Source organism: Metabacillus herbersteinensis (genome assembly GCF_042433335.1).
Lineage (GTDB): Bacteria > Bacillota > Bacilli > Bacillales > Bacillaceae > Metabacillus > Metabacillus herbersteinensis.
The window spans coordinates 46,617-62,676 of the sequence record NZ_JBHLVO010000003.1 but is presented as its reverse complement, the minus strand read 5'-3'; the positions used below and the strand labels follow the sequence as shown (position 1 = coordinate 62,676).

The following is a 16,060-nucleotide window of genomic DNA, read 5'->3' as shown; positions in this document are numbered from 1 at the left end:
CTATTCATTTATTGAATAGGTCTTTTTATAAAGAGTAAAAAAATTGACTTAAAAAGTAATTCCATCGTGCTATTATGCCTTCGGACCAATCATTTCCTCTGGTTTAACAAGCTCATCAAATTGTTCCGCTGTTACTAGTTGAAGCTTAGCTGCTGCTTCTTTTAAGGTTAGATTTTCTTTGTGTGCGAGTTTTGCAATTTTTGCGGCGTTCTCATATCCTATATGCGGATTTAGAGCGGTAACTAGCATAAGCGATTGAGAAAGATAACTTTTGATTACCTCAAGATTCGCTTGAATTCCTACTGCACAGTTATCGTTAAATGAACTAATCGCATCCGATAGTAACTGCACTGACTGCAGAAAATTGTAGATAATTACTGGTTTAAAGACGTTTAACTCAAAGTTCCCTTGGCTTGCTGCAAAACTGATTGTGGTATCATTTCCCATCACTTGAGCGACAACCATCGTCAATGCCTCGCTTTGTGTTGGATTTACTTTTCCCGGCATAATTGAGCTACCTGGTTCATTTTCTGGAATTGTAATTTCGCCGATTCCGCTTCGTGGACCACTTGCAAGCCAGCGAACATCATTGGCAATCTTCATTAAATTAGCTGCCAATGCTTTTAAAGCACCGTGAACATATACGATTTCATCATGACTTGTTAACGCATGAAATTTATTTATTGAAGATGAAAAATGGTGAGATGTGAATTCACTGATTTCTTTTGCAACCGAATCACCAAATTCGGGGTGTGCATTGATTCCTGTTCCAACCGCAGTTCCACCGATCGCTAGATTTTTCAAATGGTTTGTTGAATTTGTTATCATTTCCTTTGTTACATGAAGCATATGTACCCAGCCACTAATTTCCTGACCTAGCGTTAGAGGCGTTGCATCCTGTAGATGAGTTCGTCCGACTTTGACGATGGATTTGAATTCCTCTTCCTTGTTTTCAAGGGTAACTGTAAGAGAATTGATTGCTGGAAGCAGGTTATCATGAATTGCTAGAACACCTGCTACATGCATGGCTGTAGGAAAGGTATCATTTGAACTTTGACTCATATTCACATCATCGTTAGGATGAATACGCTCTGAGCTGTTTTTCAGTTGTAATATCTCATTACCCCGCGCGGCCACTACTTCATTAACATTCATATTACTTTGCGTTCCACTTCCAGTTTGCCAGACAACAAGCGGGAAATGATCGTCTAGTTTTCCATGGAGAATTTCATCGCAAGCTTCAATAATTGCTGTAGCTTTTTCTTGGTTTAGCTTCCCTAATTGAAGATTCGCCTTCGCTGCACTTCTTTTTAATATGGCAAACCCTAAAATGACTTCTCTCGGCATTGTTTCTGTTCCAATTTTGAAGTTCTCCTTGCTTCGTTGCGTTTGTGCTCCCCAGTATTTGTCGGTAGGCACTTTAATTTCGCCCATTGTATCCTTCTCAATCCGAAAAGACATGGTACTAACACACCTCCTATTTTGTTATTTATATTGTACGAATGTTTTGTATTTTTATAAAATATAACGACTTGACAAATACAAAAAAACTAACTCATAAGCTGCCATCCCATCACCATAGCTTGTTCAATCCTTCAAACAGCTATGCTTTGATGTGGCATTTTGCTCGTGAGTTAGTTTTTTCCTAGTTTAATTAGTTTGCGAAGCTTTTAAGAATGTTATCGGCACTAGATGCAGTGGCATTCATATAGCTTGCAATTTGTTCGTTATCATTGCTGAGTGTTTCAATGGTTGCACTCATTTCCTGTAAGCTCGCCGATGCTTGTTCAATAATTGCTGCAAGCTCTGTAGTAGACGTTTCAACACCCGTTGACTTTGTTTTTACATCTTCTGAGAGTGATTCAAAGTCACTGAATTTTATATTAAGCTGTTGAAGTAAGTTCGTTAATTGACCAGGACTTTTATCAACTTTATCAAACATGCCACTAACAAGCGTATGTAGGTGTGTTTTGCACAACTGCTTTTCCACCAAAGTCATGTACGAGAATTACTCTCTATCAAACAGCGCGGCCCCAGAAATACCTGGGTTTGTCATCTCATAAGGATTTAAAATAAGATCAAGTTCTTCCTCTGTTAACACATCATACTGCAGGCATAGTTCACGTACGGATTTACCTTCTATAATAGCTTCCCTTGCGATACGTGCTGCCACTTCATACCCAATATGCGGATTAACAGCAGTAATAATCCCTACGCTTTTTTCCACATACTCTTTTAGACGGTCTTCGTTTGCTTCAATACCTGCCAGACAATAGTCTGTAAAGGCACGGAATGCATTGTTCATAATGCTGATGGATTGAAGCAAGTTAAAGACAAGCACGGGCTCCATTACATTTAGTTCCAGTTGGCCTGCTTCAGAGGCCAGGCAGATTGTATGATCATTGCCGATTACTTGGAAGGCTACCTGGTTAATCATCTCGGCCATAACCGGATTTACTTTTCCTGGCATGATCGATGAACCGGGCTGGCGAGCCGGCAATGTGATCTCGCTAAGTCCAGCACGAGGGCCAGAAGCCATTAAACGTAAGTCATTCGCGATTTTAGACATATTCATCATACATACTTTCAACGCAGCAGAGACTTCTGCATAAGCATCTGTATTTTGTGTCGCATCAACAAGATGCTCCGCCCCAACAAGCGGAAGGCCGCTAATATCCGCCAAATGCTTAACCACACTTTCGATGTAGCGAGGGTCTGCATTTAATCCTGTTCCCACCGCTGTTGCTCCCATATTTATTTCATATAAATGCTGGCGTGATTGTTGAATACGTTTAATATCACGCTCTACTACACGGCTATATGCTTCAAACTCTTGACCAAGACGGATTGGCACTGCATCTTGAAGATGTGTCCGTCCCATTTTAATCACATGGTCGAATTGTTGTGCCTTTTTCTTAAAGAAAGTAAGCATATATTGCATTGTATTTAACAATTTTTCGAGTAAATTAAGAGTGGCGATATGAATCGCAGTCGGGAACACATCGTTTGTTGATTGTGACATGTTTACATGGCTATTTGGACTTAATTGAACATAGTCCCCTTTCTCTTTTCCAAGCAATTCGAGTGCACGATTAGTAATGACTTCGTTCGCGTTCATATTCATTGATGTACCTGCACCGCCCTGGATTGGATCCACGATAAAATGATCATGCCATTTGCCTTCGATCACTTCGTCTGCTGCCTGAACGATCAATTTACCAAGTCCTTCGTACAAACGTTTAGTATCCATATTTGCTAAAGCCGCTGCTTTTTTCACGATAGCCAACGCTTTAATTAAGTCTTCATGAATACGATAGCCTGTAATCGGAAAGTTTTCGACAGCACGCAATGTTTGGATACCATAGTATGCATGCACAGGTACTTCTTTTGATCCTAAGAAATCTTTTTCAATGCGTACGTTATGATTTATAGTGATTGTTGACATGTTGTTTCCTCCTTTATTATCAGGCAAGTTTATGCTGCTTCTGACTGTTTAAATGAATCAACGTAATGGTTTGCTTTTTCTTGGTCAAATTCACCTTCCCACTTTGACATGACAATCGCCGCTAATGAGTTCCCCACGACATTAACCGCTGTTCGTCCCATATCTAAAATACGGTCGATACCGGCAATAAACGCCATCCCTTCCAGCGGCAGTCCCATAGAACCAAGTGTTGTTAAAACGACAACAAATGACGCACCCGGAACGCCGGCCATTCCTTTTGACGTTACCATTAATACTAGTAATAACGTAATCTGTTGTGTAATTGATAGATTAATACCATACATTTGTGCCACGAAAAGTGAAGCAAGTGCTTGATAAATCGATGAACCGTCTAAATTAAACGTATAGCCTGTTGGAATAACAAAAGAAGTAATGGATTTCGGGCAACCAAACTTCTCCATTTTTTCCATAATCCTCGGTAATACAGCCTCTGAACTTGCCGTTGTAAATGCCAAAATCAGTTCGTCTTTTAACACTTTCAGGAGAACAAAAATGTTTGTCCCGGACATTTTCGCAATAATTCCAAGAACGACGAACACAAAGAATACCATCGTCACATAAACAGCAAGTACTAAGTTCCCTAAAGGAACTAATGTTGCAATACCAAATTTGGCAACAGTTACACCGATCAGTGCAAACACACCAAATGGGGCAAACTTCATCACTTGGTTTGTCACCCAAAACATTGCTTCTAATACACCTTCAAAAAAGCCAAGGACAGGTTTGCCTTTTTCTCCTATTGCCGCAATTCCTAGACCAAAAAACACAGAGAAGAAAATGATCGGCAACAAGTCACCCTGGGCCATGGATTCAAATATGTTTTTCGGAACAATATGGACAATCGTTTCTGCAAAACCCTCGCTTTCAGCTGTTTTCGTCGTTTCTTCATATTTTGAAATATCACTTTTTTCAAGATTGCTTGTATCTAAACCAGAACCCGGGTGGAACAAGTTTGCCGCCAGTAATCCAATAGCAATGGCGATTGTGGTGACAATCTCAAAATAAAGAATGGTCTTCCCACCTAATTTTCCTAGTTTTTTAATATCGCCAACTCCCGCTATTGAGACTACTAATGCAGCAATGACAATCGGGACGACAATCATTTTAATTAAATTTATAAAAATATCGCCAATCGGCACCATAATGGCCATGGCTGTTTCATTGCCATGGAATAAAGCTCCGACAACGATACCTAGTACAAGTGCAACAAAAATTTGCGTAGCTAAGCCAAACTTTTTCATTTAAATTCCCCCTTATGTTAGTTGTTTTTTTGTTAACGCTTTCATCGTTAAGAATATTCATAGTTTATACTCAGACCTACTAAAACCTACTGAAACTTACTGAAACCTACAAGGGAAAATGGGAAAATAAAAAGTCTCAGTCAAAACCCTCCCCTCTTTTTTACCATTTCAGGACAATGTGTTATGTTTTTAAATAGTGACTGGGGAGGGACCGTATTGAAAGAGCGTATAAGGATTTTACTATTAATGATGATTGCGGTACCTCTTGCGGGTGAATTCAAGTTTTATCCATTCGACGATACATTCAGAGTCAGTTTGGGGACGCCTATCTTTTTCTTGTTTTTGCTGTGGGGGAGGGGGATTCATCCGATTATTGCAGGCATTTCAACGGGGATGAGTGTGTTTGTTTTTCGATTTTTGATGGCTGTTGGGATACAAGACATATCTGTTGAGGAAGCGATGTATCTTCATTTTCCCGCCTTTTTCTATTACGTCATGTACGGGTTCGTATTTCATTGGACGAAATTGAACGAACGGCACGATCAGCCGTTTATGATCGGGCTTTTAGGGGTAATAATCGAGCTTTTTGCAAGCGTATCGGAAATGGTGATCCGTTCTTTCCTGACAAATCAGGACATATCCTTGCTAGCCTTTGAACAACTCGTTTTCATAGCCTTTATTCGAAGCTTTTTTGTTCTCGGTTTTTTTAATATTTTCAAGCTGAGAGAAGCAAAATTCGCTGAAGAAGAGCAGCGCAGGCAAAAGGAGCAAATGCTGCTTTTCATTTCAAATTTGTATGAAGAATCGGTTCAACTGAAGAAGACGATGCAAAATGCAGAAGAAATCACCCGCATGTGTTATGATTTTTATCGCCGGTTAAAATCAGGGGAGACCAACGGCCGTGATGCACAAACGGCGCTACAGATTGCCGGTCTCGTGCATGAGATCAAAAAAGATAACCAGCGGATTTATGCGGGGTTATCGGAACTTATGTCTTCTGAAAACCTGCAGGATTATATGAATATCGAACAGCTCGGTAACATCATGATCGTGTCCAATAGACGATATGCAGAGTCTATCCACAAAGATGTTTCATTTTCCTTGCATGTAGAGGGGGACCATCCGCCCTACCATGTACATATGGTCTTATCATTAATCAATAATTTATTGGCCAATGCCGTTGAAGCCATTAAAGAAGAGGGATACGTATCGCTGCATGTGAAAAGGAAAGATCAATTCGTGGAGTTTTGCGTCAGTGACAGTGGCCCTGGCATTGCACCGAAGCTGAAGGAAGTCATTTTTACAGAAGGCTTTACAACGAAATTTGATGCGGCTGGAAACCCTTCGACGGGTATCGGTTTATCGTATGTGAAACAAACTGTTGAAAAATGGGGAGGACATATTAGGCTTATGGATAACTATAAAGAAACCGTATTCATCGTAGAACTTCCGATGAATGCGATGATATAGAAAGGGTTAGCGAGATGAATTATTTCATTATTGATGACGATCCTGCCATTCGAGCAATGCTGACAGATATGATTGAAGACGAAGATTTAGGAAACGTGGTGGGAGAAGCGGAGGACGGATCGTTAGTGGATAATGGCTTGTTGTCTTTAAAAAAAGCAGACGTTGTCTTAATTGATTTGCTCATGCCATTAAGGGACGGAATTGAAACGATCCGGGCTCTTGCTGATGGATTTCAAGGAAAGTTTGTGATGATTTCACAAGTAGAAGCGAAGGAACTGATTGGAGAGGCATATAGTTTAGGGGTGGAATACTACATTACAAAACCGCTGAACCATCTTGAAATTGCAGGCATATTAAAAAAAGTAAACGAGCGAGTGCTGTTGGAACAATCGATCCGGGGCATTCAAGAATCGTTGAACTTATTTACAGGCCACCCGCAGTCTCCGTTCGTGTCCTCTTCTCATTCAAAAAATATTATGGAAGCCGGACGTTCCTTAATTTCCGATTTAGGCATGATTGGGGAAGGTGGGAGCGAGGATTTACTAAAAATTTTAGGGTTCCTCCAAAATGAAAAGCAAAGACTCGGTTCTGCCTACACGTTTCCATCTTTAAAGGAAATTTTTGCAGGCATCGCAGCTGAAAAGCTGGGAGATCAAGCGAAAGAGGCCGAAATCCTGAAAGAAATGAAAGCTTCTGAGCAGCGTGTCCGCCGCGCTCTTTACCAAGCGCTTATCCATATCGCTTCATTAGGATTGACGGATTATATGAATCCAAAATTCGAAGCCTATTCTTCCACATTTTTTGATTTCTCGGAAGTCCGCAAGAAAATGTTGGAGCTAAAAGACAAAAACGAAAAAGCAAGCAACCAGAGCCGCATTTACATGAAAAAGTTTATCCAAGCGTTGTTTATGGAAGCGAGACAGCTGGTGGAATAATAAACCATATAAAGTGAACCTTCAATCAGTGGGGGGTTTTGTTCATCCCCCACTGATTGTTAGTAGGCCCACAGGATGTGGCGGCCTTAGTCTGTGTTCCTTTGTTCGGGTTAGAATAGCATAATCCCCAATAAAAACCATATTATTATGATTGCTGTCAGCTACACTTTTGCTACCCCTTAATACTATGGCGTCTATCTTTATTACTCATCACGTTCTATGACTAATCCTTCAACATGTTTCTTTCCAAGAAGCTTTTGCTTTTTGCGATTTTCTTTTGTTTCAAAAACATTGGCTAAATCATATTCTTCCGGATATAGGTTTTTTGCATCAATAAACGGTTGAATTCGTTTTTTATTTACTCTTTCCTTTTGGTTGTTTCGCAGGATTTCTAATTCACCTTGCTCATTTTCTAATGAACAGATTATCGCTTTTGCATTCAGATAGGGAATCCAGACTAAATCACCCAATTGATACGTTTCCTGAACTTGTTGTTCTACGGATATACGATCTCTTTTTTTGTATTTTTTTAATTCACTCATGTTTCTTAAATGTTGTTCTGATTGTGATAATTCTTCTTCACCATTTTTTTGAAGTAACTCTACCGGTATGAGAGGCATGCTCGCTTTATAGGTAAGTTCATATGCACGTCGAATTAGGTCTTGATTCATACCAAGTTTAAGAGCAATCAAGAAAGCCTGACTACTTCCGCCCTGGCCGATCAAAAGACGGTAAAGTGGCTGCAATGTATTTACATCAAAATCCATAGATCCATTTTGAAACCCTACAGTTTTTTCTGCATATTCTTTGATCTCGCTATAGTGTGTCGTCGCTATCGTGAGTCCCCCAGATTTATAAAGATCTTCCAGGATCGAAATAGCGAGCCCCATTCCTTCACGAGGGTCTGTACCAGAGCCAATTTCATCTACGATAACAAGTGTATCTATTTTTGCAAGACTTAAAATGCTAATCATATTTTTGATGTGTGAAGAAAACGTACTAAGTGATTGCTCGATACTCTGGTTATCTCCGATGTCTACAAAAATGTCAGCTAAAACAGGAAAGCTACTTGTTTTACACGCAGGAATGTGTAAGCCAGATTGAACCATCATGGCAAGTAAGCCCACTGTCTTAATCGCTACTGTTTTTCCTCCAGTATTCGGTCCAGTTATTACGAGTGAGCGCTGTGCTTCACCCAAATTCAGTGATAGTGGCACCGCATTTTTTCCTAGTAATGGGTGTTTTGCATCGATGATTTTAAAGACTTGATCCTGATTGATCTCAACCTTACAACCGTCCATTGAGCGACTCAGCTTTGCTTTGGCAAAAATGAAATCGTAAGCAACCATAGTTTCCATGTTGATTGATAGCTCCCGCTTATATGTTTCCGTCATTTCTGTTAATGTTCCAAGAATTTTTTGGACTTCAATTTCTTCTTCAGCTTGCAGGAAGCTGAGCTCATCCTGCAGCTTGCGAATATCTTCAGGTTCGATATAAACTGTTAGGCCACTTGAAGACTGATCTAAAATCGTACCTGCTAGTTTGCGTTTATACTCACTTTTGATCGGAACTACATATCTCCCATTTCTCATGCTCACAATTTGTTCTTGTAAAATTCCTGATGAACTCTTCATCACCTGTTGTAACTTTGCTTTTATTTTATCCTCAAGCACCCCGATCTTCTTCCGAGCGCGTGTTAACGATTTACTTGCATAATCATCCACTCTGTTATTACGAATACAGCGAGATAGCTCCCCGGCTAAATCTAAAAGCTCACTCAAAGAAAACGCGTAGGAATAAATTGTAGGGGCAATAAACTCTTGATTTTTCATAAAAGCTTTTAACTTTTTTGTTCCGTCTAAAAATAAAGCTAAATTCCCTAGCTGTTCCGCTGTTAAAATATATCCCTTTTCAACCAATTGTATGACCTGTTCAATACCTTGAAGAGATTGAATCGGTATACTTGACGATTTTTCTATAATTGAACACGCCTCAGTTGTTTCATTTTGTAAAATCCCTATTCGTTTCCTGTCAAAAATCGGTGTCAATTGCTTTACTTGTTGTTTTGCTTGATCTGACATCGCATAGCTCGCTAGACGTTCAATTATTTTATCGAATTCTAAACTTTTAATCGCTGTTTTATTCAATTTTCTTTCCCTCCATTGTTTTGCAAATAGAAAAAGGGTGGTGAACAATAAGTTCACCACCCGCTGATACCATAAAAGAGTAGACTTCACTCTGATCTAACATTTTTTCTCAATAAAAAAACGCACTTTGAACAAAGTACGGGTTTTTAACGAATAGAAAATGTCTAGGTATCCGTTTGTGTATAAAACCGTTGTTCTTAACCTAAATCTACGTAGCCATAGATAAATAAACTTCTAATAGAGCTAAAAGTTTTCAATGTCTCTGAATTTCGTAGACGAAGTATTCACTTCATGATTAGTTAAGAACTAAAACCCTCACACAAACATCTCCTAAATAGTTATATTTTTACAATAACGTAAAATTAAGTTCTCTGTCAATGGCATTAGTAAAAAAAATCTGTTGTATTGATTTTTTTATGAAGAAATTTTGAAAAAACATAAATTTTTCACTCTTTACTCCTTGTAGTAGCATTTTTTCAGCTTATTTTTGAAATTTATGATCGTGTTGAGCTAATATTTGTCTGAGTTTTGAATTATATCATCGAGTTGGGTGCGTTTATCATCGAGTTGGACCATATATCGATTTCTCTACAAAATCCGACAATGTTAGACACATCACAGCACATGTCTTTTCAGCTATCATTCAACCATTCCGGATCTCTTCCACACTTTTCCCACCTTGAAAAGCATGACCAACTTTCATAGAACCAATTGTCTCAAAACCCGACCTTTGGAGCGAATGGAAGAAATTGACGTCCAAATTGATGAAAAGCATGCAGGGATATCCAAGCAATGAAGCACCTAGTTTTAAGTTTTATTATAAAAGTAACTTTGCCAACTCCATGACAAAATGGGCGCCAAAAGACATTAAGCAAACGCCAGCAAAAAACGTCATACCTCTCATCACTTTTTCATTCATTATTTTTTTTGAAAAATGCACAGTAAATACTAAGTTTAAGTTCCAGAGAAAGAGGCCGATAATAATGGCAAAGCTACACAATATTGAAAAAATCATTGAATGAGAAGATGTTAAAACCTGTAGGGATGTGCCAAACACACCGAACCAAAAGATTAAACCAATTGGATTGGCTAAGGCAATAACAAATCCGGCTAAGTAAGCATTCTTTGATTTGGTTTTTATCTGATCATCGTACAAAATAAAGTCACGCGAAAACGCTGATTTAACACTGGTTATCCCTAGATAACACAGCATAATGATACCAACTATATACATGGCAATTTTTATGAACGGATTTGCCATAACTTCACTTAAACCAAAGAAAATACTCAATAACACTATCACGTCACCCGTAAGACCTCCAAGCCCAACCAGCCAGGACGAATAAAACCCTTCTGATAGTCCTCTTTTAATCACTTCTACATTCATTGGCCCAATTGGCGCAGCCAAGCTCAATCCTAATACAATGTAATGAATAAATGTTAAAACAAACTCCACTAAGATCCTCTCCTACAAACTCTTCCTATCGTACGATATGCTTGTACATACGAAGTCATTCATGAAAATTGTAGATGGAGCACATTTCAAACGAGGCCTCACCTTCATAGCTAGTTTTCTTCCATAATAAAGAGGAAATCTGCGCCATATTGCTCATAGTTTGAGATAGTAAGGGGACTTTTTTTATCAGGTCGCCACTTTATCGTGGTTTTACTATGACTCTTCTTAGTTATGTGGCAAACTTCGTTGTCTAGAATTACATTTTTTTGCTGTTCAGGTGTTTTATCTACGAAAATAGGAGTCTTATCTTCGAAATTTTCATTTTATCGACGTTTCGATAAAATATAATCTTTTTCGACAACTGCCCTCATTACTTTTCCGAAAAAAAAAACCCACAAACATGGAGGTTTTCCAGGTAAGTAGGCTCAACTATTCTTCTGAATTATTTCACATCATATCCTTGATCATCAATTGTTTCTTTAATTGCTTCTAGATTTACTTGATCTTCATTGTATTCCACATCTACTTTTCCAATTTCTAAGTGTACTTTGACAAGTGAAACCCCTGGGAGCTTTCCAACACTACCTTCGACAGCATTTACACAATGACCACATGACATTCCGCTAACTTCTAAGCTTACATTTTTCATAAGTTAATCTCCCCTTATTTTTTCATTAGTTTTTGAATGGTTATTAAAACTTCATCAAGAATCTCTTCATCGCCTTGCTGAATTCTTCCTGCTACACAATGTTTCATATGACCTTCTAGAAGAATCGTTGCGACACTATTTAAAGCAGATTGTGTGGCTGAGATTTGGGTAATCACGTCATCACAATAGGTGTCTTTTTCAATCAAACCTTTAATTCCTCTAATTTGGCCTTCTATTCTGTTTAAGCGTGTTACAAGGTTTTTCTTTACTTTATCTGAATGATGACTTTTCCGTTCAGAATGATCGTCGCAGCTACTTTCTTCACTTTTATGTTCTTCAGTCATGTATAGACCACCTTCTTTTTCTATTTCTTAACTTCGATTACAAATGGAAATACTCGGACTTGCCCCTCTTGCTTAAATTCTGCCCAGATTTTATAAATTCCTGCTTTGTTAAATTGAGTTTCAAATATAGGCTCTTTGTCGTTCAGGGGATGAACATGCAGGAAGTTCTCTGCTAGCTCATCGAGTATCACAACATGGCCCATTGCCCCGAGGTATGTTTCCAATTTTGACTCATTTAATTTAAATGAAAGAGTGACAGGTTTGCCAACTGTTGGTGTGTTCATTTCTAAGGTCACTTTCTCTCCGTCAACCGTTCTTGTTAAAGTAGTATCTGCTTCGAGTGAAGTGTGTTGATGTTCACCCGCTTGTTCTCCCACTGTAAACTGAATGGGTTGGACATGATAGCTCAGACCTTTTGGTTTAATGTCAACAAATGCTTTATAAGATCCACCTGCCAATTCCTTTGCTATCTGAAATTCACCAGTTGCTATCTCTTCAGGATGAAGGTGATAGTAGGCATTTAGGTGCTCATCTACTAGGATAAAATGTAATCGTTTTTCATGGTTTATTTCAAGATCGTTAAAGGCATTCCCATTCTGATCCGCGAGGCGAATGGTTATCACATCGTTTTGATAGTTGACATCAACATTCACATCATTATCGAAAGATGGACCTTCATCATGTTGATGTCCCTCGTCTTCATGTCCACTCTTCTCTTTATCTTTCGTTTCGACAGAGCCTTGATGCTCACCATGCTGATTTTCTTCGGTAGGGCTTTGTACAGACTCTGAGTTAGAAAACTGAGCATAAATTGTATACCCTCCCGTGACTACTAGTAGGTAAATCAGCGCTGATAATACCCATTTCTTCATGATTCTCACTCCCTTTTAAAACTCATCTATTTAAGATTTTTCATTTAAATTTACTCTTTGTAATCGGAGAGCATTTAACACAACTGATACTGAACTAAAGGCCATTGCAGCACCAGCGAGCCAAGGCGCTAGGAGACCGAGGGCTGCGATAGGAATTCCAAGTGCGTTGTAGGCAAACGCCCAGAATAAATTTTGCTTTATGTTGCGGATGGTTTTTCTACTCATTAAAATTGCATCTGCAATACTCGTTAGGTCGCCTCTCATTAATGTGATGTCAGCTGCCTCCATGGCAACATCCGTTCCAGTTCCTATTGCCATTCCGATATCTGCAACAGCAAGAGCTGGGGCGTCATTAATTCCATCTCCAACCATGGCAACACGCTTACCCTTTTGCTGAAGCTTTTTCACTTCTTCAGCCTTTCCCTCTGGAAGGACTTCAGCGATGACAGCGTCTACACCGACTTGATTTGCGATTGCTTTAGCCGTTCTTACGTTATCACCGGTCATCATGATTACTTCTAAACCCATATCTTTTAACCGTCGAATGGCTTGCCCGGAAGTATCCTTTACTGTGTCAGCAACTGCAATGATTCCTTTGTATTGATTATTTATTGCCACTAACATTGCAGTTTTTCCAGTTTCCTCAAGCTGTTCCATTTTCGTTAATGCGTGCTGAATTTCAATTGAATTCTCGTGCATTAATTTTCTTGTGCCAATAAGGATTGTATTCTCAGCTATTTTTGCGATAATTCCATAGCCAGGCATTGCTTCAAATTCATCCACATTCTTAAGTGGAATTGATTTTTCCTTTATTCCGTCTACAATTGCTTGTGCAAGAGGATGTTCAGATTGCTTTTCAGCACTTCCTACTAGTTGCAAAAACACATTTTCCTCGAAAGTATCTTCAACAATCACATCTGTTAAAACAGGTTTTCCATTTGTTACGGTGCCCGTTTTGTCTAAAACCACTGTCGTCACTTTATGTGTCAATTCAAGGTGTTCTCCACTTTTAAAGAGAATGCCAAATTCTGCTGCGCGACCAGATCCTGCCATGATTGAGGTAGGTGTTGCGAGCCCTAATGCACACGGACACGCTATAACGAGTACTGCAATTAACTTCTCGAGCGCTACTGCAAACTCGCCTGGACTCACCCATACTAACCAAACAAAAAAGGTTAGAAAAGCAATTCCTACGACAATCGGAACAAATATCCCGGAAATTTGGTCTGCTAAACGTTGAATGGGTGCTTTAGATCCTTGTGCTTCTTCCACTACTTTAATGATTTGCGCTAAAGCGGTATCCCTACCTACTTTTGTTGCTTTAATTTTAAGAAATCCATTTTTATTTAATGTTGCGCCTATTACCGAATCAGTTACTCCTTTATCAACCGGAACACTTTCTCCCGTAAGCATTGATTCATCTAATGCGGAACGACCTTCAATAATTTCCCCATCTACCGGTATTTTTTCACCTGGTTTTACATAAAGAATGTCGCCGACGATTACTTCTTCTAAAGGAATTTCAAGTTCAGTTCCTTCTCGATAAACTGTTGCCGTTTTTGCTTGCAAGCCCATTAATTTTTTTATCGCCTCAGAAGAACGACCTTTAGCACGTGCTTCAAATAATTTCCCTAAAATGATTAAGGTGATAAGGATCGCACTCGTTTCGAAATAAAGCTCTGTCATGTGGTCATTACTTCCGATTGAGAGAATCGACAAGTAAATACTGTAAAAATAAGCAGCTGATGTTCCGAGTGCAACAAGTACATCCATGTTTGCACTTTTATTTTTTAACGCTTTATAGGCACCTACATAAAATTGTTTTCCAATGAAAAACTGGACGGGTGTTGCAAGTGCTAGTTGAACCCAGGGATTCATGAACATATCAGGCAAGTATATAAATGAAGTGAATTCAAAGTGGCTTACCATTGCCCAAAGTAATGGGATGGAGAGAATCAAAGAAAATAAAAATTTACCATTTTGTTTTTCTAGCTCTTTTTCACGATGAGTTTGTGTCTCGTTGTTGTGCTCTACTTTTTCAGTCGCTTGATACCCGAGATTTTCGACTTTCTTTTTTATTTCATGAATTGTTACTTGTGAAGAATTGTATTCGATACTCGCAGTCTCTAAAGCCAAGTTAACGGTTGCCTTTGTTATACCTGGTAACTTATTTAACCCTTTTTCAATGCGGGTGGAGCAAGCGGCACATGTCATTCCGATAATATTGAGCTCTGCTTTATCAGATAATACTTCATATCCGAGATTCTCTATTTTTTGCTGAAATTGTTGAATGGATGTTTCTTCAGGATGATATTTAATCGTTGCTTTTTCAAGCGCCAAATTGACGGTCGCTTCTTCTACACCATTTATTTTGTTCAATCCTTTTTCAATGCGAGTAGAACAAGCAGCACATGTCATACCTGCGATTGGCAGCTGAATTTCTTTTAACTGTTCATTCAACTTAGGTCACTCCTCTTTGATTAGTCTAACTTAAATCAAGCTAATATAATCTTGTCTATATTTATATACTATACCCCCCTACTGTATATTGTCAAATGTTTTTAACTTATTTGAAAATATTGTAGTTTTTTTGCAATCTTAGCAAGAAGTCAGCTGTATCGGCCACATGCCTAGAACACAAAAAAAGGACAACACATAAAGTGTCATCCCTGATTTTTTTCTAAAATGCTCGATAAGTTTGTATAATTGACCTTAGAACTTTCCATTGGATCACTGTCAAATTGTTCTTGTTCAACGACAAACCATTTCACTCCTGCTTCTTTACCGACTTTAATTAAGCCGCCTATATCTAATACTCCGCTTCCGATCTCGATGCTTCGCTTTGTACCGTCTACTTCCTTCATATCCTTTAAATGTAGGGACACGATGCGATCTCCATACTGTTCGATGATAGATGTTGGCTCTAGTCCAGCATAAGTCGCCCAATAACAATCCAACTCAATTTTCACAAGTTCAGGATCTGTATTTGAAAAAAGAATTTCAAAACCAGTTTGTCCGTCAAATTGTTGGAATTCAAAATCATGATTGTGATAAGCAAAAGTAAAGCCTTGGCGTTTACATTCGGCACCAATTTCGTTAAGCATAACTGCAATTGCTCGGTAATCCTCTGCACTTTTTCTCATATCTTCAGTTAGGTACGGAAGGATGATCAAGTCATTATCTATTTCTCGGTTATACTGCAGTGTTTCGTCCAGACGATCCCCCTGAAGAACATCAATACTAAGATGACTTCCAGCAACCTTCATGTTCGTACGATCCAATAGTTCTTTTAATTGCTCTGAGGGTGTATCAAAGTAACCAGCAAATTGAACCGAATCATATCCCATTTCTGCGACTCTCTCGATTGTACCTAAAAAGTCTTTTTCAGTCTTTTCTCGAACTGAGTACATCTGTAATCCTATAGTCATTAAAAAATCCCCT

General features: G+C 38.8%; 13 protein-coding genes. 2 read left to right on the top strand and 11 right to left on the bottom strand.

What is annotated here, in order from left to right; translation table 11 throughout:
• Window positions 1–72: 72 nt before the first annotated feature.
• The 4 genes from fumC to ACFFIX_RS05270 all read right to left on the bottom strand — a co-directional run bounded on the left by fumC (window position 73) and on the right by ACFFIX_RS05270 (window position 4,746).
• Entirely contained in the window at window positions 73–1,461 is a 1,389-nt protein-coding gene (gene fumC / locus ACFFIX_RS05285) for a class II fumarate hydratase (protein ID WP_378931309.1), read from the bottom strand.
• 193 nt (window positions 1,462–1,654) lie between these two features.
• Window positions 1,655–1,978 carry a hypothetical protein gene (locus tag ACFFIX_RS05280; RefSeq protein ID WP_378931307.1) on the bottom strand — a complete coding sequence of 108 codons (324 nt, stop codon included), beginning with the start codon at window positions 1,976–1,978 and terminating at the stop codon, window positions 1,655–1,657.
• Between the two features lie 30 nt (window positions 1,979–2,008).
• The gene (gene aspA, locus ACFFIX_RS05275) at window positions 2,009–3,445 is read right to left on the bottom strand and encodes an aspartate ammonia-lyase (RefSeq protein ID WP_378931305.1); all 1,437 of its coding nucleotides are present in this window, start codon (window positions 3,443–3,445) and stop codon (window positions 2,009–2,011) included.
• 29 nt (window positions 3,446–3,474) lie between these two features.
• A complete protein-coding gene (locus ACFFIX_RS05270; protein WP_378931303.1) occupies window positions 3,475–4,746 on the bottom strand; it encodes a cation:dicarboxylate symporter family transporter in 1,272 nt (423 codons plus the stop codon).
• A gap of 216 nt (window positions 4,747–4,962) precedes the next feature.
• Here ACFFIX_RS05270 and ACFFIX_RS05265 point away from each other — a divergent pair, with 216 nt between their 5' ends.
• Window positions 4,963–6,216 carry a sensor histidine kinase gene (locus ACFFIX_RS05265; protein ID WP_378931301.1) on the top strand — a complete coding sequence of 418 codons (1,254 nt, stop codon included), beginning with the start codon at window positions 4,963–4,965 and terminating at the stop codon, window positions 6,214–6,216.
• Window positions 6,217–6,230: 14 nt separating this feature from the next.
• Window positions 6,231–7,151 carry a response regulator gene (locus ACFFIX_RS05260; protein WP_378931299.1) on the top strand — a complete coding sequence of 307 codons (921 nt, stop codon included), beginning with the start codon at window positions 6,231–6,233 and terminating at the stop codon, window positions 7,149–7,151.
• 203 nt (window positions 7,152–7,354) lie between these two features.
• Here ACFFIX_RS05260 and ACFFIX_RS05255 read toward each other — a convergent pair whose 3' ends face one another.
• From ACFFIX_RS05255 to ACFFIX_RS05225, 7 genes are all read right to left on the bottom strand, one after another.
• Complete coding sequence (locus ACFFIX_RS05255; protein ID WP_378931298.1) at window positions 7,355–9,298, bottom strand: endonuclease MutS2; 1,944 nt, start codon at window positions 9,296–9,298, stop codon at window positions 7,355–7,357.
• Between the two features lie 817 nt (window positions 9,299–10,115).
• Entirely contained in the window at window positions 10,116–10,754 is a 639-nt protein-coding gene (locus ACFFIX_RS05250; RefSeq protein ID WP_378931296.1) for a LysE family translocator, read from the bottom strand.
• A gap of 442 nt (window positions 10,755–11,196) precedes the next feature.
• Entirely contained in the window at window positions 11,197–11,403 is a 207-nt protein-coding gene (gene copZ / locus ACFFIX_RS05245; protein ID WP_378931294.1) for a copper chaperone CopZ, read from the bottom strand.
• A gap of 14 nt (window positions 11,404–11,417) precedes the next feature.
• Entirely contained in the window at window positions 11,418–11,747 is a 330-nt protein-coding gene (locus ACFFIX_RS05240; protein WP_378931292.1) for a metal-sensitive transcriptional regulator, read from the bottom strand.
• A gap of 20 nt (window positions 11,748–11,767) precedes the next feature.
• Window positions 11,768–12,619 carry a DUF8832 domain-containing protein gene (locus ACFFIX_RS05235; protein WP_378931290.1) on the bottom strand — a complete coding sequence of 284 codons (852 nt, stop codon included), beginning with the start codon at window positions 12,617–12,619 and terminating at the stop codon, window positions 11,768–11,770.
• A gap of 30 nt (window positions 12,620–12,649) precedes the next feature.
• Window positions 12,650–15,079, bottom strand: coding sequence for a heavy metal translocating P-type ATPase (locus ACFFIX_RS05230; RefSeq protein WP_378931288.1), 2,430 nt, complete (start codon window positions 15,077–15,079; stop codon window positions 12,650–12,652).
• Between the two features lie 203 nt (window positions 15,080–15,282).
• The gene (locus ACFFIX_RS05225; RefSeq protein ID WP_378931286.1) at window positions 15,283–16,047 is read right to left on the bottom strand and encodes a sugar phosphate isomerase/epimerase family protein; all 765 of its coding nucleotides are present in this window, start codon (window positions 16,045–16,047) and stop codon (window positions 15,283–15,285) included.
• Between the last annotated feature and the right edge of the window lie 13 nt (window positions 16,048–16,060).

Coding starts and splice junctions, on each gene's coding strand:
- fumC (WP_378931309.1), bottom strand. CDS start 1,461: ATGTCTTTTCGGATTGAGAAGGATACAATGGGCGAAATTAAAGTGCCT.
- aspA (WP_378931305.1), bottom strand. CDS start 3,445: ATGTCAACAATCACTATAAATCATAACGTACGCATTGAAAAAGATTTC.
- ACFFIX_RS05270 (WP_378931303.1), bottom strand. CDS start 4,746: ATGAAAAAGTTTGGCTTAGCTACGCAAATTTTTGTTGCACTTGTACTA.
- ACFFIX_RS05260 (WP_378931299.1), top strand. CDS start 6,231: ATGAATTATTTCATTATTGATGACGATCCTGCCATTCGAGCAATGCTG.
- copZ (WP_378931294.1), bottom strand. CDS start 11,403: ATGAAAAATGTAAGCTTAGAAGTTAGCGGAATGTCATGTGGTCATTGT.
- ACFFIX_RS05240 (WP_378931292.1), bottom strand. CDS start 11,747: ATGACTGAAGAACATAAAAGTGAAGAAAGTAGCTGCGACGATCATTCT.
- ACFFIX_RS05235 (WP_378931290.1), bottom strand. CDS start 12,619: ATGAAGAAATGGGTATTATCAGCGCTGATTTACCTACTAGTAGTCACG.
- ACFFIX_RS05225 (WP_378931286.1), bottom strand. CDS start 16,047: ATGACTATAGGATTACAGATGTACTCAGTTCGAGAAAAGACTGAAAAA.